This is a genomic window from Bradyrhizobium sp. I1.14.4 (assembly GCF_050435825.1).
Taxonomy (GTDB): domain Bacteria; phylum Pseudomonadota; class Alphaproteobacteria; order Rhizobiales; family Xanthobacteraceae; genus Bradyrhizobium.
The window spans coordinates 646,675-667,984 of the sequence record NZ_JBNDLA010000001.1 but is presented as its reverse complement, the minus strand read 5'-3'; the positions used below and the strand labels follow the sequence as shown (position 1 = coordinate 667,984).

21 protein-coding genes are annotated in these 21,310 nt (G+C 65.9%); 9 read left to right on the top strand and 12 right to left on the bottom strand.

The window, feature by feature from the left end:
• Positions 1-25 precede the first annotated feature (25 nt).
• Genes ABIB78_RS03125 through ABIB78_RS03105 form a run of 5 tightly spaced genes read right to left on the bottom strand, consistent with a single transcriptional unit; the run spans position 26 to position 3,624 of the window.
• On the bottom strand, positions 26-790 hold the full coding sequence (locus tag ABIB78_RS03125; protein ID WP_429021269.1) for a TSUP family transporter: 765 nt from the start codon (positions 788-790) through the stop codon (positions 26-28).
• The gene (locus ABIB78_RS03120; RefSeq protein ID WP_429021267.1) at positions 787-2,043 is read right to left on the bottom strand and encodes a CCA tRNA nucleotidyltransferase; all 1,257 of its coding nucleotides are present in this window, start codon (positions 2,041-2,043) and stop codon (positions 787-789) included. The genes ABIB78_RS03125 and ABIB78_RS03120 overlap by 4 nt, the downstream gene beginning before the upstream one ends.
• On the bottom strand, positions 2,040-2,303 hold the full coding sequence (locus ABIB78_RS03115) for a DUF6111 family protein (RefSeq protein ID WP_429021265.1): 264 nt from the start codon (positions 2,301-2,303) through the stop codon (positions 2,040-2,042). Before ABIB78_RS03115 ends, ABIB78_RS03120 begins: the two co-directional genes overlap by 4 nt.
• Positions 2,300-2,926, bottom strand: coding sequence for a CoA pyrophosphatase (locus tag ABIB78_RS03110; RefSeq protein WP_429021551.1), 627 nt, complete (start codon positions 2,924-2,926; stop codon positions 2,300-2,302). Before ABIB78_RS03110 ends, ABIB78_RS03115 begins: the two co-directional genes overlap by 4 nt.
• A gap of 41 nt (positions 2,927-2,967) precedes the next feature.
• Positions 2,968-3,624 (bottom strand): DUF1285 domain-containing protein, encoded by a 657-nt coding sequence (locus ABIB78_RS03105; protein WP_429021263.1) that lies wholly within the window; start codon positions 3,622-3,624, stop codon positions 2,968-2,970.
• 285 nt (positions 3,625-3,909) lie between these two features.
• Here ABIB78_RS03105 and ABIB78_RS03100 point away from each other — a divergent pair, with 285 nt between their 5' ends.
• From ABIB78_RS03100 to ABIB78_RS03075, 6 genes are all read left to right on the top strand, one after another.
• The gene (locus ABIB78_RS03100) at positions 3,910-4,914 is read left to right on the top strand and encodes an AAA family ATPase (protein ID WP_429021261.1); all 1,005 of its coding nucleotides are present in this window, start codon (positions 3,910-3,912) and stop codon (positions 4,912-4,914) included.
• On the top strand, positions 4,914-5,855 hold the full coding sequence (locus tag ABIB78_RS03095; protein ID WP_429021259.1) for a DUF58 domain-containing protein: 942 nt from the start codon (positions 4,914-4,916) through the stop codon (positions 5,853-5,855). The genes ABIB78_RS03100 and ABIB78_RS03095 overlap by 1 nt, the downstream gene beginning before the upstream one ends.
• A complete protein-coding gene (locus ABIB78_RS03090) occupies positions 5,855-8,662 on the top strand; it encodes a DUF4159 domain-containing protein (RefSeq protein WP_429021549.1) in 2,808 nt (935 codons plus the stop codon). The genes ABIB78_RS03095 and ABIB78_RS03090 overlap by 1 nt, the downstream gene beginning before the upstream one ends.
• Before the next feature lie 178 nt (positions 8,663-8,840).
• Entirely contained in the window at positions 8,841-10,904 is a 2,064-nt protein-coding gene (locus ABIB78_RS03085; protein WP_429021257.1) for a hypothetical protein, read from the top strand.
• A 165-nt stretch (positions 10,905-11,069) separates the two neighbouring features.
• Complete coding sequence (locus tag ABIB78_RS03080; RefSeq protein WP_429021254.1) at positions 11,070-11,492, top strand: DUF2946 family protein; 423 nt, start codon at positions 11,070-11,072, stop codon at positions 11,490-11,492.
• Between the two features lie 111 nt (positions 11,493-11,603).
• Complete coding sequence (locus ABIB78_RS03075) at positions 11,604-13,982, top strand: TonB-dependent receptor (protein ID WP_429021252.1); 2,379 nt, start codon at positions 11,604-11,606, stop codon at positions 13,980-13,982.
• Positions 13,983-14,043: 61 nt separating this feature from the next.
• Here the strand turns inward: ABIB78_RS03075 and ABIB78_RS03070 are convergent, their stop codons facing one another.
• The 3 genes from ABIB78_RS03070 to ABIB78_RS03060 form a co-directional block, all read right to left on the bottom strand.
• On the bottom strand, positions 14,044-14,361 hold the full coding sequence (locus ABIB78_RS03070) for an EthD family reductase (RefSeq protein WP_429021250.1): 318 nt from the start codon (positions 14,359-14,361) through the stop codon (positions 14,044-14,046).
• Between the two features lie 113 nt (positions 14,362-14,474).
• Entirely contained in the window at positions 14,475-14,987 is a 513-nt protein-coding gene (locus ABIB78_RS03065; RefSeq protein WP_429021249.1) for a GNAT family N-acetyltransferase, read from the bottom strand.
• Positions 14,988-15,026: 39 nt separating this feature from the next.
• Entirely contained in the window at positions 15,027-15,515 is a 489-nt protein-coding gene (locus ABIB78_RS03060; protein WP_429021247.1) for an NUDIX domain-containing protein, read from the bottom strand.
• A 147-nt stretch (positions 15,516-15,662) separates the two neighbouring features.
• On the opposite strand from ABIB78_RS03060, the gene ABIB78_RS03055 reads away from it, so the two are divergent.
• Entirely contained in the window at positions 15,663-16,550 is an 888-nt protein-coding gene (locus tag ABIB78_RS03055; RefSeq protein WP_429021245.1) for a metallophosphoesterase family protein, read from the top strand.
• On the opposite strand, the gene ABIB78_RS03050 is transcribed toward ABIB78_RS03055, so the two are convergent.
• The 3 genes from ABIB78_RS03050 to ABIB78_RS03040 form a co-directional block, all read right to left on the bottom strand.
• Entirely contained in the window at positions 16,547-17,320 is a 774-nt protein-coding gene (locus tag ABIB78_RS03050; protein ID WP_429021243.1) for a glycine-rich domain-containing protein, read from the bottom strand. The genes ABIB78_RS03055 and ABIB78_RS03050 overlap by 4 nt on opposite strands.
• 21 nt (positions 17,321-17,341) lie before the next feature.
• A complete protein-coding gene (locus ABIB78_RS03045; RefSeq protein WP_429021242.1) occupies positions 17,342-17,917 on the bottom strand; it encodes a hypothetical protein in 576 nt (191 codons plus the stop codon).
• A gap of 200 nt (positions 17,918-18,117) precedes the next feature.
• Entirely contained in the window at positions 18,118-18,327 is a 210-nt protein-coding gene (locus ABIB78_RS03040; protein WP_429021546.1) for a DUF4170 domain-containing protein, read from the bottom strand.
• 266 nt (positions 18,328-18,593) lie between these two features.
• On the opposite strand from ABIB78_RS03040, the gene ABIB78_RS03035 reads away from it, so the two are divergent.
• The gene (locus ABIB78_RS03035; protein WP_429021240.1) at positions 18,594-20,036 is read left to right on the top strand and encodes a helix-turn-helix domain-containing protein; all 1,443 of its coding nucleotides are present in this window, start codon (positions 18,594-18,596) and stop codon (positions 20,034-20,036) included.
• Between the two features lie 32 nt (positions 20,037-20,068).
• Here ABIB78_RS03035 and ABIB78_RS03030 read toward each other — a convergent pair whose 3' ends face one another.
• Positions 20,069-20,326, bottom strand: a complete 258-nt coding sequence (locus ABIB78_RS03030; RefSeq protein ID WP_429021238.1) for a high-potential iron-sulfur protein — start codon at positions 20,324-20,326, stop codon at positions 20,069-20,071.
• A 763-nt stretch (positions 20,327-21,089) separates the two neighbouring features.
• Between ABIB78_RS03030 and ABIB78_RS03025 the strand changes: the two genes are divergently transcribed.
• Entirely contained in the window at positions 21,090-21,308 is a 219-nt protein-coding gene (locus tag ABIB78_RS03025; RefSeq protein ID WP_429021236.1) for a hypothetical protein, read from the top strand.
• Positions 21,309-21,310: the final 2 nt, after the last annotated feature.

The window sequence follows — 21,310 nt, the reverse complement described above, 5'->3', positions numbered from 1 at the left end:
AAGCCGCCGGCAGCATCGCTTGCCGTCAGAATGCGCGCAGCACGCTCGAGATCATCACCGCGCCGCCGGTGATCACCGCGGCATCGAGAATCGCGGTGTGGACATGCACCGGCATCCGCGCGACAAAGGCCTTGGCCAGGAACGCGCCGGGAATGGCAACCAGGCCGATCAGCAGCGCAAGGGCCAGCACCTGCGCGGTGACGACGCCGGCAAGGCCGAACACCGACACCTTGACTGCGGCACTTGCGAGCGAAATGACTGCATCAGTTGCAACCACGGCCGCGCCTTCGAGGCCCGTCGCCATCAGCAGCGACAGAAGAATGACACCGGAGCCCGCGGTCCCGCCGACCACGACACCGTAGCCGACCGCACCTGCCGCGAGTCCCCGCTCGCCGATCCTGACGCTGTGCTTGCGCAACAGTCGCCGTAGCGGCACGCTCGCAATCAGCATGCTTCCAATCACCAGCGACGCGCCGGCACTGGTCAGCCGGGTGTAGCCGTAGGCGCCGAGCGCCGTCGTGAGCAGCGCTGCCGCGATCACGATGATCGCCTTGCGGCGGTCCGCATATCCGACGAAGGCGATGAAGCGGCTGGAATTGGTGAAGATCGACGAGATCGCGATGATCGGCACCACCGGCTCGGCGCCGACCAGCGGCACCAGCACCAGCGGCATCAAGGCGCCGGTGCCATAGCCGGCAAGACCGCCAATCACGGAAGCGAACAGCGCAACGCCTGCAACAAGAAGAATTTGAAGGAGCGAGATGTCTTGGAAGCCGGAGAGAAAATTCACAGCCGATGGTCGCGGGTGAAACGGGAAACGGTCTGGTCGGCGATGCCCGACAACACTTGCGGATCCAGCGGGAAATCCGCGGCAAGCCAGGCATCCTCGGCCAGCGTCAGGACATGCCCCAATGCCGGTCCCTCGGCAATGCCGCGCGCGATGAAATCCGACGCCCGCAAGGGAAAGTGAGGCGCGCGCCAGCGCTGCGGCAGCGTGGCGAGCGCGCGCCACTGATCGACATCGCGGCCCACGCCGGTTCGTGCCCAGGCGAGCAGCAGCCGGTCGCGATAGGGCTCCTCGTCGAGCCGGTAGAGCCTGCGCCTGGCTCGCGCCTCGTCCATGCCGGGCAAGCGCCACCAGCGATGGCCCATCGAGTCGAGCGCCTTGGCTTCGGCGTTGGAGAGCCGCAGCCGGCCTGCGATGCGCCGCGCGTCCTCGGTCACGGCGACCGTCAGCGCCGCGAGGCGGCGCGTTGCGCTCGGCGCGAGCCCCATCAGCTTCTCGATCTCGATCATCGCCGCGAACGGCCCGGTATAGGCGACGCCGCCGAACAGCGGCTGCAGCAACCCGCCATCGCTCATCGCGATCACAGCGCCCGCGGCGCCGTTCGCGACCACGAGCTTGAGCATCTCCATGCGGATGCGCTCGGCCGAGAGGCCGGCAAGTCCGGCGCGCCCACTGACGCAGGCGAGATAGCCGGCGCGATCGACCTCGCCGGCGCCATAGGCGGCGTGGAAGCGGAAGAAGCGCAGGATGCGCAAGTAATCCTCGGCAATCCGCTGCGCGGGATCGCCGATGAAGCGCACGCGCCTTGCCTCGATATCAGCGAGGCCGCCGACGTGATCGTGCACGACACCATCGGCGTCGACCGACAGGCCGTTGATGGTGAAGTCGCGCCGCTCGGCGTCGCGTACCCAGTCGCGCCCGAACGCCACCCTGGCTTTGCGGCCATAGGTCTCGGTGTCCTCGCGCAGCGTCGTCACCTCGAAGGGCTGGCCGTCGACCACCAGGGTCACCGTGCCGTGCTCGATGCCGGTCGGCACGCTCTTGATGCTCGCCCGCTTGGCGCGGCGGATCACCTCCTCCGGCAGCGCCGTGGTGGCGATGTCGATGTCGGCGAGCGGAATCTGCATCAACGCGTTGCGCACGGCGCCGCCGATCACCCGCGCTTCCTCGCCGTCGGCATTGAGCAGGCCGAGCACGCGCGCCGCAGGCCCCGAAGCGAGCCATGGCGCGTCGGACAGCAGGCGCACCTCGCTCATCTCTCAGCTCCAGGCACCAGCCTGCCGTTCTCGATATGAGCGGGAACGTAGGTCGAGTTCGGCGGCGCGCCGGTCAATTCGGCGAGCATCACGAAGCTCACGATGACCATCACCAGCGCCGCCAGCGTCAGCTTCGCGATTCTGTCGAGCGGCCAGGACGCCGGCAGCGTCACGCCGGACCGCGTCGCGATGAGGAAGATGGCATAGACCGCGAAAGGGACCAGAAAGACTCCGATCTCGGTCAATACCGTGCGGATCATGACAGATAGATCCGCTCATACAGCACACGCAGGATGCCCGCGGTCGCCCCCCAGATGTAGCGCTCGGCGAACGGCATCGCATAGTAGGACCGGTCCATGCCGCGGAATTCCTTGGTGTGGATCTGATGATTCTCGGGATTCATCAGGAAAGCGAGCGGCACCTCGAAGGCATCGACGACCTCGGCCTCATTGATCGCAAGCGTGAATCCCGGCTTCACCTTGGCGACCGTCGGCAGGATGCGGAAGCCGAACGCGGTGCCATAGAGGTCGAGATAGCCGACCGGGTCGATGAATTCCCGCTTCAGTCCGACTTCTTCGCAGGCTTCGCGCAGCGCGGCATCGAGCGGCGAGGCATCGGTGGCGTCGATCTTGCCGCCCGGAAACGAGATCTGGCCGGCGTGGCTCGACAGATTGGGCGAGCGCTGTGTCAAGAGCACGGTCGGCTCGGGATGATCGACCACCGGGATCAGCACCGCGGCCGGCCGCACCGGCTGCTCCTGTGCGACGATCTCGAGCATGCGGTCGTTGCCGGAATCTCCGGTGCGCGGAATGATATGCGGATCGACCAGGCCCGGCGGCACTTCGAAATTGAGCCGCGTGTGGGCCCGCGCGAAGAATTCCATCGAGCTGATCGTCGCCGGCTTCACCTTCAGCAACGGCTCGTTCAAAGTGCGTCCCTCACCTGGCTGGCATCGGCCATCGCGAAAAATTCGCCGCCGGACTCGATGCCGAACATCTCCTGACCATCGACCATCCGCTGCTCGCCCATGTCAACCAGATCGTAGTAGAGCGCACGGGTGACCTTGGCCCACAGGTCGGCGCGGACATGCAGATAGGGTGTCAATCCGCCATCCTCGGCAGCCTCGAATCTGAGGCCGTGGCCTTTCTCGCAATCGACCCAATCGTCGACATTGGTGCGGAACCTGAGCAGCCGGCCGCGGTTGTCTTCCTGCTTTTGCATTTCGACAGCGAGGAACGGCGCGTCATCGACGCGGATACCGACTTTCTCCACCGGTGTCACGAGAAAGTGCTTGCCGTCCTCGCGCTTCAGGATGGTGGAGAACAGCCGCACCAGCGCGGGGCGGCCGATCGGCGTTCCCATGTAGAACCAGGTGCCGTCGGAGGCGATTCGCATGTCGAGATCGCCGCAGAATGGCGGATTCCACAGGTGAACCGGCGGCAGGCCCTTGCGTCCGGCCGCACTGGATGTCGCAGCTTGATTGGCAGCAGTGGTCAGCCCTTCGAGACCCTTGCCTCCAAGGTCCCTGGTTTCATGGCCCGTAGTTTCACTGCCGGAATCGCTCTGCCCTTGCTTCGCCATTGTTTGCCTTGAAGTTTCCCACACTCAATCTGGCACGTTTGGTGCACGTATCCTTCAGATGTGGTCGGAATGTCATTCTCGCCACATCGTGATGCCGTTCATACCCTGAAATGCCGATAAGGTGGGGATAGTTTAATTCAACGAATACATGGCCTTCGCACAGGTTTAGCATGCGGGCCAAGTGACGACGACACCAAGTGACGACGACACAAGTGATGACGACACAAGTGATGACGACAGATGACGATGCAGGAATGTGCGCACCGTCAAAAAGGAGCGGATCGAATGGCTGGTGCAGACAGCGTCGAGAAACTGGAGGATGTGATCGTCCGTTCGGCCGAGCAGGTCGCGGGCCAGATCAAGGCCGCCAAGGAAGCGGTCTCCACAGTCATCTTCGGCCAGGACCAGGTGATCGAAAACACCCTGGTCACGATCCTCTCCGGCGGCCACGCGCTGCTGATCGGCGTCCCCGGGCTCGCCAAGACCAAGCTGGTCGAGACGCTCGGCGTCACGCTCGGGCTCGATGCCAAGCGCATCCAGTTCACGCCCGACCTGATGCCGTCGGACATTCTCGGCGCCGAAGTGCTCGACGAGAGCTCCTCCGGCAAGCGTTCGTTCCGCTTTATCTCGGGTCCGGTCTTCGCGCAGCTCTTGATGGCCGACGAGATCAACCGCGCCAGTCCGCGCACCCAGTCGGCGCTGCTGCAAGCCATGCAGGAGCAGCACATCACCATTGCCGGCGCACGGCATGATCTGCCGAAGCCGTTCCACGTGCTCGCGACGCAGAACCCGCTCGAGCAGGAAGGCACCTATCCGCTGCCCGAGGCGCAGCTCGACCGCTTCCTGATGGAAATCGACGTCGACTATCCCGATCGCGACGCCGAGCGGCGCATCCTGTTCGAAACCACCGGCGCCGAGGAGACGCTTGCCAAGGCGTCGATGGACGCCGAGACGCTGATCACTGCGCAACGGCTGGTGCGGCGCCTGCCGGTCGGCGATTCCGTGGTCGAGGCGATCCTGACGCTGGTCCGCGCCGCGCGTCCCGGCCCCGAAGGCGGCGAGGCCGGCAAGCTGATCGCCTGGGGGCCCGGTCCCCGCGCCAGCCAGTCGCTGATGCTCGCGGTCCGCGCCCGCGCGCTGCTCGACGGGAGGCTCGCACCGTCGATCGACGACGTGCTCGATCTCGCCGAGCCCGTGCTCAAGCACCGCATGGCGCTGACCTTCTCGGCGCGCGCCGAGGGCCGCACCATTCCCGACGTGATCAAGCAATTGAAGACCCGGATCGGTTGATGGCGGCTGACAACAGGCACCAGAACGAGGAGCTTCTTGCGGTTCGACGTGCAGATGGCGAAAGCCGAACGCTCGCCGCATCGCTGCCGCGTCTGGTGCTTGAGGCCCGCCGTGTCGCCGCCAACGTCATCCATGGCCTGCACGGCCGCCGCCGCGCCGGCTCGGGCGAGAATTTTTGGCAATACCGCCGCTTCGTCTCCGGCGAGCCGGCGCAGCGCGTCGACTGGCGCCGCTCCGGGCGCGACGAACATCTTTATGTCCGCGAGCAGGAGTGGGAGGCCGCGCACACCGTGTGGATCTGGCCCGACCGCTCGCCGTCGATGGCCTTCGCCTCACGCGAGGCGCGCGACAGCAAGCTTGAGCGCGGACTGATCGTCGCCTTCGCGCTGGCCGAGTTGCTCGTTGCGGGCGGAGAACGCGTCGGCATTCCCGGCCTGATGAACCCGACCGCGAGCCTCAACGTGATCGACAAGATGGCGGAAGCGATGTTGCACGACGACAAGGCGCGCGCCAGCCTGCCGCCGTCCTTCGTGCCGTCGTCGCTGGCCGAAGTCGTCGTGCTGTCAGATTTCTGGTCGCCAATAGCAGAGATCACGGCGATGCTGGCCGGGCTTTCCTCCTCCGGCGCACACGGCACCATGATCCAGGTCGTCGATCCGGCCGAAGAGACCTTCCCCTATTCAGGCCGCGTCGAATTCGTCGAGCCCGAGGCCGGCAGCGTCATCACCGCGGGCCGCGCCGAGAGCTGGGCGAGCGACTATGTCGCGCGCGTCGCGCTGCATCGCGAGCAGATCCGCAGCGAGACCAACCGGCTCGACTGGCTGTTCTCGACCCACACCACCAGCCGCTCCGCGGCCGAACTGCTGCTGTTCCTGCATGCCGGCATGATGGTGAGCAAGGGCGGCGGCCGCTCAACCGTCAAGGCGGGACGCAGCGCATGATCGCAGGGCTCCCGCTCTCCTTTGCCGAACCGTTGCTGCTGCTGGGGCTGGTCAGCCTGCCGGTGCTGTGGTGGCTGCTGCGCGTGATGCCGCCGCGGCCGCGCCGGGTCGAATTCCCGCCGACGCGGCTGTTGTTCGACATCGCACCCAAGGAGGAGACACCGTCGCGCACGCCGTGGTGGCTGACGCTGCTGCGGCTCGCCGCCGCCGCGCTGGTCATCTTCGCCGCCGCCGGGCCGATCTGGAATCCGCAGACCGGCGTTGCCGCGGGCAAGCAGCCGCTGGTGATCCTGCTCGACGACGGCTGGAGCGCGGCTTCAAGCTGGGATGCGCGGATCAAGGCCGCCGACGAACTGATCGCCAACGCCGACAGCGACCGCCGCGGCGTCGCGCTGGTGCCGCTGTCCGAGCCGACGCGCGACATCACGCTGATGCCGGCCGGCGCCGCGCGCGTCGCGCTGCGCCAGCTCGCGCCAAAGCCTTTCTCGATCGATCGCGTTGAAACCCTCGCCACGCTTGAACGTTTCCTCAAATCCACCGGCGACTGCGACATCGCCTGGCTGTCCGACGGCGTCGACACCGGCCGCGGCAGCGAATTCACCGAAGGTCTCGGCAAGGTGATCGAGAGCCGCAATCTGACGATCTATGCGGGCGGCGCGCAGTCTGCGCAGGCGCTGGTCGCGGCCGAGAACGCCGCCGCAAAGATGACCGTGAAGGTGCTGCGCACCGAGAGCGGCATCGCGGCCGGAACGGTGCGCGCGGTCGACGCCAAAGGCTCGCCGATCGGCGAGGCCCGCTACACATTCGGCCCGCAGGAGCGCGAGACCGAAGCCGCCTTCGATCTTCCGGTCGAACTGCGCAATGACATCTCCCGGCTCGAAATATCCGGCGAGCGTTCGGCTGGCGCCGTGCAGCTGCTCGACCGGCGCTGGCGCCGCCGCGCCATCGGCGTGGTCTCGGGCGCGAGCAACGACACTGCACAGCCGCTGCTGGCTTCGACCTTCTATCTCTCCCGCGCGCTGTCGCCGTTCGCCGACATCAGGCTCGGCGATCGCGGCGCGCCGCAGCAGGTGATCGGGCAATTCCTCGATCAGCGGCTGCCGATGATTGTGATGGCCGATGTCGGCACGCTGTCGCCGGAGATTCGCGACCGGCTCAACGCCTGGATCGAGCAAGGCGGCGTGCTGGTGCGCTTCGCCGGTCCCCGTCTCGCCCAGGCCGATGACGACCTGGTTCCCGTCAAGCTACGCCGCGGCGGACGCACGCTCGGCGGCAGCCTGACCTGGGAGAAGCCGCAGCATATGGCTTCATTTGCAGCCGATGGTCCGTTCGCGGGCCTCACCGTGCCGAAGGACATCACCGTGAGCCGGCAGGTGCTGGCCGAGCCCGACGCCGTGCTCGCGACCAGGAGCTGGGCATCGCTCGAGGACGGCACGCCGCTCGTCACCGGCGAGCATCGCGGCAAGGGCGTGGTCAGCCTGTTCCATGTCGGCGCCGACATGCGTTGGTCGGATCTGCCGATGTCGGGCACCTTCGTCGAGATGCTGCGGCGGCTGATCGACATGTCCGGCTACACCTCGAAGCCCGGTCCCGGCGTCGCCAGCGATCCCAATGCGGAGACGGTCGCGCCGCTGCGCATGCTCGATGGCTTCGGCGCCTTCGGTCCGCCACCGTCGACCGCCAGGCCGATGTCGGCGGACTATCGCGACCGCGGCACCGCGGAGCATCCGCCGGGCTTCTACGGCACCGCCGAGAGCCCGATCGCGGTCAACACGCTCGCCTCAGCCGATCGCATCGCGCCGCTCGACACCTCCGGCCTGCGCGCAAAGCATGCGAGCTACACCAACGCCGAGCCGCGTGACCTGCGCGGCATCATGCTGTCGGCGGCGCTGGCGCTGTTCCTGCTCGATGCGATCGTGGTGGCGATGCTCGGCGGCGGCCTCGCCGCGCTGATCCGAAGGCGCGCCGCGCCCGCAGTGCTTGCGTTGGCCTTGATACTCGCGACGATGGTGCCCTCGCCGACGCGCGCGCAGAACGGCATCAGCGACGACTTCGCCATCAAGGCGGTGTCGCAGACGCGGCTGGCCTATGTCGTCACCGGCAATGCCGATGTCGATTCCATCGTCAAGGCCGGGATGTCCGGACTGACGCTGTTCCTCGGGCAGCGCACCGCGCTGGAAGCCGGCGATCCCGTCGGCATCGATCCCGCGCGCGACGAGCTGGCGTTCTTTCCGCTGATCTACTGGCCGATCGTGCCGGGCGCGCCGAAGCCGCCGCAGGACGCCATCAACAAGATCGACGCCTACATGAAGCAGGGCGGCACCGTGCTGTTCGACACCCGCGACGCCGTCGAGGCGCCGCCGGGCGACAATGGCGCGTCGCAGACGCCGGGCATGCAGACGCTGCGCGAATTGCTGTCGACCCTCGACGTGCCCGAGCTCGAGCCGGTGCCGCGCGAGCACGTGCTGACCAAGACCTTTTATTTGCTGCGTGACTTCCCCGGTCGCTTCAACTCGGGCCAGACCTGGGTCGAGGCGCTGCCGCGCGAGGACGATGAGGAGGCCGCGCAGCGGCCGGCACGCGGCGGCGACGGCGTCTCGCCGATCATCATCACGTCCAACGATCTTGCCGGCGCCTGGGCGATCCGCCCCGACGGCCAACCGACGCTGCCGCTGACACCGGGCGAGCCGCGCCAGCGCGAATTCGCCTTCCGCGCCGGCGTCAACATCGTGATGTACACGCTGACCGGCAACTACAAGGCCGACCAGGTGCATGCACCTGCTTTGATCGAGCGGCTCGGACAGTGATTCAGATGATGGACATCAACGCCCTCCGCACCAACGCCGTCATGGCCGGGCATAGCCGTCCGAGGGACGGCATCGCTTCCGCTCGCCTATGCCCGGCCATCCACGACTTGACGCTTGGCACCGAAGACGTGGATGCCCGGGTCAAGCCCGGGCATGACGATACGGGTAGGTTTGCGCCATGAACTACGGTATCGCGTTCACACCGCTGGTTCCTTCGCTCGTGCTGTGGATCGGGCTCGGCGCGATCGTGGTCATCGCGGCGCTGCTGTTGCTGTCGCGCGCACGCGGCGCCGCGGTGCGTGTCGCCGCGCTGGCGCTGATCCTGCTCGCGCTGGCCAATCCCTCCTTCACCCGCGAGGACCGCGAGCCGTTGTCCTCGGTCGCAGCCGTCGTGGTCGACAAGAGCCCGAGCCAGAATTTCGGCACGCGCAACCAGGAGACCGACAAGGCGCGGCAGGCGCTGGTCGATAGCCTGAAGCAGATCAAGGGCCTCGAGGTCCGCGTCGTCGAGGCCGGCCAGGCCGACGGCGAGACCGACGGCACCAAGTTGTTCGGCGCGCTGACGTCGGCGCTGTCGGACGTTCCGGTCGAGCGCGTCGCGGGCGCGTTCATGATCACCGACGGGCGCGTGCACGATATTCCCGCCAACGCGCAGGCGTTCGGCTTCCAGGCGCCGGTGCACGCCCTCGTCACCGGCCGCAAGGACGAGCGCGACCGCCGCATCGCGATCACCGCCGCGCCGCGCTTCGGCATCGTCGGCCAGACCCAGACCATCACCTTCAGGCTCGACGACCAGGGCGTCACCGGCGAGCGCGCCAAGGTCACGATCCGCCGCGATGGCGAGGTGATCAACGAGCGCACGCTGACCAGCGGCCAGACCTCAAGTGTCGACATCGACATCAAGCATGCCGGTCCCAATATCGTCGAGATCGAGGCCTCGCCGCTCGAGAACGAGCTGACGCCAGTCAACAACCGCGCCGTGGTCGCGATCGACGGCGTGCGCGACAAGCTGCGCGTGCTGCTGGTCTCCGGCGAGCCGCATGCCGGCGAGCGCACGTGGCGCAACCTCCTGAAGTCCGACCCTAGCGTCGATCTCGTTCACTTCACCATCCTGCGTCCACCGGAGAAGCAGGACGGCACGCCGATCAACGAGCTGTCGCTGATCGCGTTTCCGACCCGCGAGCTGTTCCAGCAGAAGATCAACGAATTCCAGCTGATCATCTTCGACCGCTATGCCCGCCAGGGCGTGCTGCCGATCGCTTATTTCGACAACATCGCGCGCTATGTCCGCTCCGGTGGCGCCGTACTGGTCTCTGCCGGCCCCGACTACGCCTCGACCACCAGCATCTGGCGCACGCCGCTGGATTCGGTGCTGCCGGCCGAGCCGGTCGGCGTGACCGAGAAGCCGTTCTACGCGCATTTGAGCGATGCCGGGAAACGCCATCCGGTGACGCGCGGGCTGGAAGGCTCGAATGCCGAGCCGCCGCATTGGAGCCGGTTCTTCCGCACCGTCGACACCCGCAACGCGATCAACCCGCCCGTGATGACCGGCGCCGACGGCAAGCCGCTACTGCTGCTGTCGCGCTTCGGCGAAGGCCGCGTCGCGCTGCTGCTGTCGGACCAGATCTGGCTGTGGGCGCGCGGCTATGAAGGCGGCGGACCGCATCTCGATCTGTTGCGGCGGGTTTCGCACTGGCTGATGAAGCAGCCCGACCTCGACGAAGAGGCGCTGCGCATGCAGGTGCAGGGCAAGGACCTCATGGTGGTGCGCCAGACCATGGCCGACACCGTCGCACCCGTCACCGTGACGTCGCCGAGCGGCGCCACGCATGAACTGACTTTGACTGCCGGCGATCCCGGCGAGTGGCGCGCCACGCTGCCGGCGAGCGAGCTCGGCCTGTGGCAGGCCACCGACGGCACGCTGAAGGCGCTGATCAATGTCGGCCCGACCAACCCGAAGGAATTCTCGGAAGTCACCTCGACCACCGACATGCTGAAGCCGCTGGCGCAGGCGACCGGCGGCGACGCACGGCGCATCGTCGACGGATCGAGCCTCGACATGCCGCGCATCGTGCCGGTGCGCGCGTCCTCGATCTTCCGCGGCGACGGCTGGCTCGGCGTCAAGATGCGCGACGCCAGCGTGGTCAAGGGCGTCGGCGTACTGCCGATGTTCGCCGGCCTGGTCGGCCTGCTGCTGTTGCTCGGCGCGTTTGCGGCGACCTGGCTGCGTGAGGGGCGCTGAGCGCGGCCGGGCTCACAGCTCCGTTGCCTCAATCACACACAGGCAACACATCGACACAGTGTGTCTGAACGTTGGTTGACATCGTGCATGCCATCCGATGTTATAATGTAACATCGGGACCGCTGGGGTATTGGCGCGCTCCCGACTGGGTGGGCGTTGTCAGGCATGGACTGGTTCCGGAGACACATCAAGACTGGCTCGCGGCTGGCGCTGTTCGCGCTCACTGTCCAGTTCGTGCTGTCGTTCGGGCATTTCCATCCGATTGCCGCCGCGCAGGCTGCGCCTGCTGTCCAGAGCGGCCTGTCGCTCGTCGATCTCGCCTATATCGGGACCTCGGCAACACCGGACCTCGCGGTCCAGGTGACCGGGACCGAGCCGCCCGCCAGGCGTGACAACGACCGGCATCCGGCCGACTATTGCGCGATCTGCACCGTCATCTCGCTCGCGAGCAGCATGCTGTTCACGGCGCCGCCGGTGCTGTTGCTGCCGGAAGCCGTCGAGCTTCTGTTCCGCACTGCCCATGCCGAATTCATCCATCTGAAGTCGGCACCTGCGGCCTTCCACTCTCGCGCACCTCCGCTGTCCTGACATCGACTGATTGCTGCACGCCCTGAGCGGACGGCCGCGTCAAATTGCGGCCTGCTCCAGTGGGGCAAATCGGGATCGATCCGTCATTTCGACGGCACCTGGATCGGGACAATGACACTTCAGAAGATACGAGCACTCCACATCGGAGGCGCGAGCTGGCTATTGCTTGGCGCAATGCATAGCGGCGCGCTGGCCGATGACCCGCCGACGCAACTTCCTGACATCACGGTGACCGCGCCAAGCCCGATCCAGCGGCACCGCGCCGCGCCGACGCGCGCGCCGGTTCACGTCGTCCGGGCCGCGCCGAGCCGCAACCGCGAACGCGCCGCAGCAGTTCAACCGGCGCAGGCGGCACCGGCGCCGGTACCGCAACAAGGCGTGCTGCCCGTCGTCACCGACCAGTTCGCCACCGTCACCGTGATACCGAACGAGGAACTGCGGCGCTCCGGCGGCGCCACGCTCGGCGATGTCCTGTTCTCCAAGCCCGGCATCACCGGTTCGAGCTTCGCGCCCGGCGCGTCGAGCCGGCCGATCATCCGCGGCCTCGACGTCAACCGCGTCGGCATTGTCGAAAACGGTCTCGCCGGCGGCGGCGCCTCGGATCTCGGCGAAGATCACTTCGTCCCGATCGACCCGTTCTCGACCAACCAGATCGAAGTGGTGCGCGGCCCGGCCGCGCTGCGCTACGGCTCGACCTCGATCGGCGGCGTCGTCAGCGCCACCAACAATCGGATCCCCGATGCGATGCCGACCTGCGCGGCGGCGCCGTTCCAGACCTACGGGCTGCCGGTGAAGGCGCCGCCGGCGGACGCCGGCGGTCTGGGTTGCCTCAATGTCGAGACCCGCACGTCCGTGAGCTCGGTCAATCGCGGCGTCGAGGGCGGCATGCTGCTGGACGCCGGTGGCAACAATGTCGCCGTGCATGCCGATGTCTATGGCCGCACCACCAGCGACTACAGCATCCCGAGCTATCCGTACCTGTTCGACCAGACCCGGCCGGTGAACGGCCGCCAGCCAAACTCCGCGACGCAGTCCGATGGCGCCTCGGTCGGCGCGTCCTATTTCTTCCAGGGCGGCTATATCGGCGCGGCGATCACCCAGAACGACTCGCTCTACCACATCCCCGGCATCGACGGCGCCGATCACCAGACCCGGATCGACGCGCACCAGACCAAGATCGCGGTCAAGGGCGAGTACCGGCCCGATGCCGCGGCGATCGACGCGGTGCGGTTCTGGGTCGGCGCGACCGATTATCGCCACAACGAGCTCGGCCTTGCCGATCCGGCCGACCTGTCCAGCGACGGCGTGCGCCAGACCTTCACCAACAAGGAGCAGGAAGCCCGGCTCGAAGTGCAAATGATGCCGTTCAACGCGCGCTTCGCGGCCGTGACGACGGCGTTCGGCCTGCAGGCCGGCCATCAGGAATTGACGGCCCCAAGTCCGGATGATCCGGGCAGCCCGCTCAACGGATTGTGGGACCCTAATAACAACAACAGGGTCGCCGGTTACGTCTTCAACGAGCTGAAATTCAGCGAGACCACCAAGGCGCAGATCGCCGGACGCATCGAGCACGTCAACCTCTCCGGGACAACGCCGGCATTCATACCTGACGTGTTCGACGTCAACATCGACCCTGCCAGTGTTGGTCCTGCCACGCCGCGCAATCCGCACTTCACGCCGAAAAGTGCGAGCATTGGCCTGATCCAGAACCTGCCGTGGGATCTGGTCGCGAGCATTACCGGTCAATACGTCGAACGCGCGCCCAAACCGGCAGAGCTGTTTTCGCGCGGCGCCCATGATGCGACCGCCACCTTCGACATCGGCAATCCGAATCTCGGCATCGAGACGGCAAAATCGATCGAGGTGGGATTACGGCGGGCGACGGGGCCGTTGCGATTCGAACTCACCGGCTACTACACGAAGTTCAACGGCTTCATCTACCGCCAATTGACTGGCAACACGTGCGACAGTGCGGCTTGCGTGGACATAGCCAATCCGGACCAGCTTGAGCTGAACCAGGCAAGATACGCGCAGCGCGACGCCACCTTCCGCGGCGCCGAGTTCCAGAGTCAGCTCGACATCGGCCCGCTCAACGGCGGCATCTGGGGCGTCGAGGATCAGTTCGACGTCGTCCGCGCCACCTTCACCGACGGCACCAACGTGCCGCGGATTCCACCGGTGCGGGTCGGCGGCGGCTTCTACTGGCGCGACAGCAACTGGTTCACGCGGATCAATCTGGTGCACGCCTTCGGGCAGAACGACATTGCGGTGATCGGCGAGACCCCGACGGCAGGCTACAATCTCCTGAACGCGGAGGTCACCTACAACACCAAGCTCAGTCAGTCGTGGATCGGCGCGCGCGAGATGACGCTTGGTCTGGTCGGCAATAATCTGCTCAACCAGAACATTCGCAACTCCGTCTCCTACACCAAGGACGAGGTGCTGATGCCGGGCCTCGGCGTGCGGGCCTTCGCCAATCTGAAGTTCTGAGCCAAGCGTATCCCTCTGCCGTTCGCGGCAGAGGGAGCACGCCTCAAGTGCCTGCGCGCTGTCAGTGACCGACGACGACGTCGCTGATCTGAATCACCGGCTGTAGATCGGTGTAATTCGGGATGTCGCCCATGATCTCCTGGACATGCGGCCCGAAACCGGTCTGGAAGTCCTCGACCGTCTCGCAGAAGATGTGGCACATCCCGACATAGGTGGCGGGTGCGCCGGGTGCGCCGCCGGCCAGGCCCTTGTCGATGGTGTAATATTTGCACTTGTCGCCCAGCCGCGCCTTCACCAGCGGCATGTGCTTGTCGCGATAATAATCGTGGTCAAAGCGCGCGCCGGGGTTGTTCGGATACATCACACTGACCTTGATCATGGCGCGCACTCTCCCTGTTGATATGACATGCGCCGGTCTTGTCCCGGCGCTTGCCTCAACTGTGCTTCAGTTTCCGATAGCGCGCAACCGTTCCGGCGACGCTCGCGCGGATGTCAGATCGCCTTGCTCCAGTCCGGCTGGATCGGCCCGGATACGCCCTCGAACGCGCCGTCGACCAGTTCCATGACAAGCAGACGACTGTAGTCGACCGGGCCGGGCATCGTCATCCGCCCCTTCGGGACCGGCTTGAAGCCGACCCGCGAATAGTACGGCTCGTCGCCGACCAGCACGATGAGCCGGTGGCCCTTGGCACGAGCATCATCGATCGCGCGCTCGAGCAGCGCACGGCCGACACCGCGGCTGCGGAACGGCGGCTCGACCGTCAACGGCCCGAGCATCAGGGCCGGCGTATCGCCAATGCAAATCGGCAGCTGGCGCACCGAACCGACCAGCAGCGTGCCGATCCGCGCGGTGAAGGAAACATCGAGCAGATGATCGACATGCTCGCGCAGCCGGTAGGCGCTGAGCACGAAGCGGCCGGGTCCGAAGGTGCGTTCGTGCAGGCGCTCGATCGCCTGGGCGTCTTTCGGGGTCTCGGGCAGGATGGTCAGGGACAGTTCGGTCATTGTGGAGCGCGGGATAGCATCTGGCGCGGGCGCGGTCCATCACCGCCATGTCGCCGTCGGCGGCTTGCCCTCGAGCACCTCCGCGATCCGCAGCCGCGTACCGGGGGTTGTCTCATCAGGCAGATCAGCCGGATCGAAGAAGCCGCAGGCCACGATCTCGCGATTCGGCTCCGGCAGGCGGTCCTGCCGGTAGTTCCTGACGACATAGACCGCGACATGATCGCGCGGCGAGACGTGGCTGTTGTGGAAGATGCCATGCAGCACCGGATCGCCGGCAAGCTCGATCCGCCCCTCTTCCTCCAGCTCGCGCCGCAGCGACTCGAGAAAGCTCTCGCCGACCTCGACCCCGCCGCCGGGCAGATACCAGCCATGGACGTAGCTGTGCTTGACCAGGAACACCTTGTTGTCGGCGTCGAGCACGACGGCGCGGACCCCGAGCGTCATGCTGCGGACCAACCGCCAGTAGAAATGAAACACCCACCTGATCTGCGGCTCGTAGCGCTTGCGTAAATCCAGCAGGACCGTCACTGACCCCTCGACATCATGGTGTTTGATCCGTGCTTTGATCCTTGCGCGCCTGCGCAGCTCTTGCCAATACAGGCTAGGACGTTCGGGATAGCACGACATGACCGGCTGCCGGCCACTTTTCACGGACAATCCGAAGGGAATTGCATGATGGCGGCGTTCCGCCTCGCGCATCTGTCGGACCCGCATCTGCCGCCGCTGCCGGCGGCGCGGCTGCGCGATCTCGCCGGCAAGCGCGCCTTCGGCTACCTGAACTGGACGCGCAACCGTCACAAATATCATCGCCGCGACGTGCTTGACGCGCTGGTGTCGGACATGCAGGCGCAGCAGCCGGACCATGTCGCAGTGACCGGCGATCTCGTCAATCTGGCGCTGGATGCCGAGTTCAATCCGGCCCGGCAATGGCTGGAGGGCGTCGGCGGCGCTGCCGACGTCACCGTCGTCCCCGGCAATCACGACGCCTATGTGCGCGCGACCCGGCATCGCTTCGTCAGCATGTTCGGCGACTATCTGCGCGGCGACACCGATCGCGCGGCGACTCATTTTCCATTCGTGCGCCGCCGCGGCCCGGTGGCGCTGATCGGCGTCTCCTCGGCGGTGCCGACGCCGCCGCTGATGGCGACCGGCTGGCTCGGCCATGCGCAGCTCGGCGCGCTGGATACCATCCTCGCGCGGATGTCGCGGGAGGACGCCTTCCGCGTCCTTTTGGTGCATCACCCGCTGCACTCCGATGGACACGCCAAGCGGCTCACCGATTCGCATCAGCTGCTGGCGCTGCTCAAGCGGCACGGCGTCGAGCTGGTGCTGCATGGCCACGACCACATCCATTCGACCATGTGGTTCGACGGGCCCGAGCGGAAGATTCCAGCGATCGGCGTGCCATCCGCGTCGGCGCTGGCGCGCAAGCACTATCCGGCGGCGGCCTACAATCTGTTCTCGATCGAACGTGACGGCAATGGCTGGCGCTGCGAGCAGACCGTGCGCGGCCTCGGCGATCGCGACGGCATTCGCGAGCTGAAGCAGGTGCGGTTGTCCTAATCCCCGCCCCCGCCCCCGCCGCCACAACCACCGCCGCAGCCTCCTCCGCTGTCGCTGCCTCCGCCATCGCCGCCGCCGTGGCCACCCCCGTCGCCACCGTGGCCACCATCCCCGCCACTTCCATCGCTGCCGGCATCGCCGAAACCGGCTGACGATCCGTCGATCGATGAGTCCGAGAAATCGCCGCCGCAATAAGGGCTGCTGCCGCCGATGCCGCTGCGGCGCAGCGCCTCGCAATCGGTGTGATAGATGAAGCCGTTGGCAATGTTGAGCTTGGCATCGAGCGCGAACAGCAGCGGCAGCCGGGTCGGCCTGACGGGATCGATGTTCTCGTATTTGCAGCAGTACCACCAGACCCGCCGCAGCCCCTCATTGCTCCTGCGCCGCTCCTTCACCAGCACGACGGCCGGCGTGTGATGCAGGAAGCCACCGAAGGCGCGGCGGCAGAACGCATCGTATTCGCGGGTGTAGAGAATGAATTCGTGCCAGAGATCGTCGGCGGCCTGCGATGGCATCGAGACGTAACGTTTGCCGCTCATCAGATAGGCGAGGAAGAACTGGCGCAGGCCGCGTGAGACCAGCGCGCTGTCCTTGCGCGTGAAGCCCGGGTGACGTTTTTCGAGCCGCGCCAACAGGCCCGCCGGCCAGCTGAAGGTGCGGATATATTCGGCGCGCCGCAGCGTCTGCCATTTGCCGAACAGCACCGCGCTGCCGACCACCGCGGCGGCCGCCAGGATGCCCATGAATGCCGAGGCGGGTGTTACGACCACGATGCCCCCGCCCCTCAGCGGCTAGAAGTTCTGCAAGCTCGCGAGCAGCGCGAGGCCGAACAGCGCCAGCGCGCCCATGACGAAGCCGAGCACGAACATGCCGACCCCGCCGCGGCGCTTCGGCGCCACCACCGGTACGGGCGGCGGTGCCGGCGGCTCGGCCACCGGAAGCGGCGTCGCCACCATCGCATGCTCGCGCTCGATCAGGCGGCGCGCGACATAGTCGGTGACGGCATCGACGAGCACCGGCACGTCGTGCGATTCGGCGAGCACGATGCGGCCGAACCTCGTGTCCTGCACGAAGCGGTAGATCCGCTTGTCGCGGCCCATCAGCACATGCGCGACGACGTCGATCCACAGCCGCGGCGTCTCGCCCTGGCTGATGCCGCGGTCGAACAGGTCGACTTTCTCCGGCACCTGCGCGAACAGCGGATCGAGCGCGTCGTTGAGGATCTCGAGCCGCGCCACTTCGGCATCACGCAACTCGACGACGACGCCGGTGCGATCTGCCGCCTCGATCCGCGCCCGCCGCAGCGCCTCTCGCAGCGTCGGCCGCATCTCGCGCGCCTCGCTGCCGGTGTTCTGCGGATCGGACATGCCTTGCGGTCTCGTACTGACGGGTTTCCTATGCATTAACCTATCAGCAACCATGACGTCCGCAAAGGGCGTTGGTTCCCAAGCACTTAGGCCGCCACTTATCCCCAGTTGAAGGGCCTGACGCTGTCCCAAAAGCGGTCGGCCCCACCCGGATGAACCGGATGGGGCCGCCGTCCTTGGACGTTTCTTAGCTGATGACGTCAGGCCGAAACCCGCGACGGCTCCTCGACGATGGAGAAGCGCACGCCGGCCTTGTGGCGGCTTTCTTCCGAGACTTCTTTCCAGCACTCCTCGGCCTCCTTGCGGGTCTTGAACGGACCGCGGACCTGGGCCGAGCCTTCGACGAGCTTGTGGAAGTTCATCGAGCCGAACTCGCCGCCGATCACCCAGAAATTGCTGCTCATCGTCAGTCTCCTTTGAAAAATCGGGCTGCCTGCTCAGCCGCCTGAACCTCGGTCTTCGCAACCTGCCTGCCGCGGAGACCGATCGCCGGCACGCACCCTTGCTCGATCGACATTCTTGACAGCGCATCGCGAAGTGCGTGTCAGGAGCTAAACGCGAAAAGGCGAAGTTCGTACAGGTACCTTGTCTTTTATTGGTGATGTCATGTAACATATGAACTTGTAATAAATGTCGATTTGTAAATTTTGTCACAAAATAGGTCAGGAAGACTGCCATGCCCGGTGAGTCCGGAAAGAAGCTGTTCGTCGGTCCGCGCTTCCGGCGGATGCGCCAGCAATTGGGGCTGTCGCAGACCCAGATCGCCGAGGGGCTCGGCATCTCGCCCTCCTACATCAACCTGATCGAACGCAACCAGCGTCCGGTGACGGCGCAGATCCTGCTGCGGCTGGCCGAAACCTACGACCTCGATTTGCGCGATCTTGCCACCGCCGACGAAGACCGCTTCTTCGCGGAACTCAACGAGATCTTCTCCGATCCCTTGTTTCGCCAGATCGACCTGCCGAAGCAGGAACTGCGCGACCTCGCCGAGCTCTGCCCCGGCGTGACGCATGCGCTGCAGCGGCTCTATGCCGCCTATACCGAGGCGCGCCGCGGCGAAACGCTGGTGGCAGCGCAGATGGCCGACCGCGAGGGCTCGCAGTTCGACGCCAACCCGATCGAGCGGGTGCGCGACCTGATCGAGGCCAACCGCAACTATTTTCCGGAGCTCGAGACTGCGGCGGAAAATCTGCGCGACGAGCTCAACGTGCCGACCGAAGGTCTGTTCACGGCTCTCGCGACGCGGTTGCGCGAAAAGCATTCGATCGTCACCCGCGTCATGCCTGTCGACGTGATGCGCGAGACGCTGCGGCGTTTCGACCGGCATCGCCGGCAGCTGCTGATCTCCGAACTCGTCGACAGTTCCGGCCGCAGCTTCCAGCTCGCGCTGCAGATCGGCTTTGTCGAATGCGGCGCCGCGATCGACGCCATCGTCAGCCGCGCCGGCCCGCTCGACGACACCGCGCGCAGGCTCTATCGCATCACGCTCGCCAATTATTTCGCGGCGGCCGCGATGATGCCCTACCAGGCATTTCATTCCGCGGCGGAAGCCTTGAGCTACGACGTCCACGTGCTGGCGCAGCGCTTCAATGCCGGCTTCGAGCAGGTCTGCCACCGCCTCACCACGCTGCAACGGCCGAACGCGCGCGGCGTGCCGTTCTTCCTGCTGCGCGTCGACAATGCCGGCAACGTCTCGAAGCGGTTTTCCTCCGGCACCTTCCCGTTCTCCAAATTCGGCGGCACCTGCCCGCTCTGGAACGTGCATTCGACCTTCGACATGCCCGACCGCCTGCTCAGCCAAGTGATCGAGCTGCCGGACGGCACGCGCTATTTCTCGATCGCGCAGATGGTGCGCCGGCCGGTGGCGCCCTATCCGCAGCCGCAGCCGCGCTTTGCGATCGGGCTCGGCTGCGAGATCCGTCACGCGGCAAAGCTCGTCTACGCGACCGGCATGGATCTGGAAAAGGTCGAGGGCACCCCGATCGGCGTCAACTGCCGGCTCTGCGAGCGCGAGAATTGCAGCCAGCGCGCCGAGCCGCCGATCACCCGCACCCTGATCCTGGATGAGACCACGCGACGGGTGTCGTCGTTTGCATTCTCGAATGCACGGGAGTTGTAGCCCGCCCTCTGCCCTGGTTGCGAGCGTGAAGCCTAATCCACCGCGGCAAACGCCTTGCACCAACCGTCCTTGCTGATGGCGCCCTCGACCACCTTGCAGCCGTCGGGCGCAACGAACAGCGTGCACAGGCCGCACGAATAGATGCCGTTCGGCGTGTCCTGATATTCGGCCTGCGGTTTTGTCATTTTGTCGGAGGCTGCGGCAGGTCGCGGCAGAAGTGCCGCGGGAATTCCTGCGATGGCGGCGCCAATGAAGGCGCGCCGGGAACGTCCGGGTTGTTGTTTGGCCATGGTGTTCACCCCATGCGTCGTCCCTGCGGAAGCAGGGACCCATACTCCGTGAAGGAGATTGCGGACGGGACTTGTCGTCACAGCATCGCGCAACAATCAGCATTTGTGGTTATGGGTCCCGGGTCAAGCCCGGGACGACATCGTATCTACTGCGAGGTCTGTGAACCATAAATGAGGTCTGTGAACCATAAATCCGCATTCTCGCGACATGAATTGCCCGAGTTTTGCTCTTCGCTTCACCCTCTCTTGAGCAGAGGGCGCAGGGAAAGCCGGGTGCCGATCGCACCCATGGGCCCCGAGCAAAGGGTAGAAAGCTCGGGGGTAGGACCACAGGTGTAACCGGAGCAATCCGGCTTTCCCTGCGCGATGGCTTACGGCTTCCTTCGTGCTCTCCCCGGCGAGACTGGGCTTGTTTGTCACCGCCTTCACAACGCGCATCGCGCAATGCGAAAAGACACCTACCACTAGGGCGTCAGGACCACACGACTTCACCGTCCGCCTTGCGTGTTCTCGTCAGTTGCACGCTCGGTGTCCACCGCATCTCGACCCACGTTCGTGACGATCGCGAAGCGCCCCTCGATCGGGTGAGACGGGCAGACCATACACTGAGTTTTCGTTCCGATAAACCGAAATATTTTTGCTGCGGGGGCTTGCGCCGTCGGGCAAATCAGCGCTAGGGGGCCGCGGAACCGGAACCGTTGCATGCATCCCGCGTTGCCATTTTGCGGGCGATCTCATGAAGAGATGCACGACATCCCGATCAATGAAGAATTTTTCCAATGCGGTGTTTTCGCCCGAAGTCATCGAGTTGATGACACGGGCGCTGGAATCGTCGGTTGCAACGCTGCCCGATCCGGTCAACACGTCCCACATCAACCTGATCGCAGAGTCGATCCTGCGCACCGCAAACGACGGCGAGCGCGAGGTCGTCGCCTTGCAACGGGTTGCGCTGCCGGAACTCGCACTGGCTCCGCGCGATTGAAA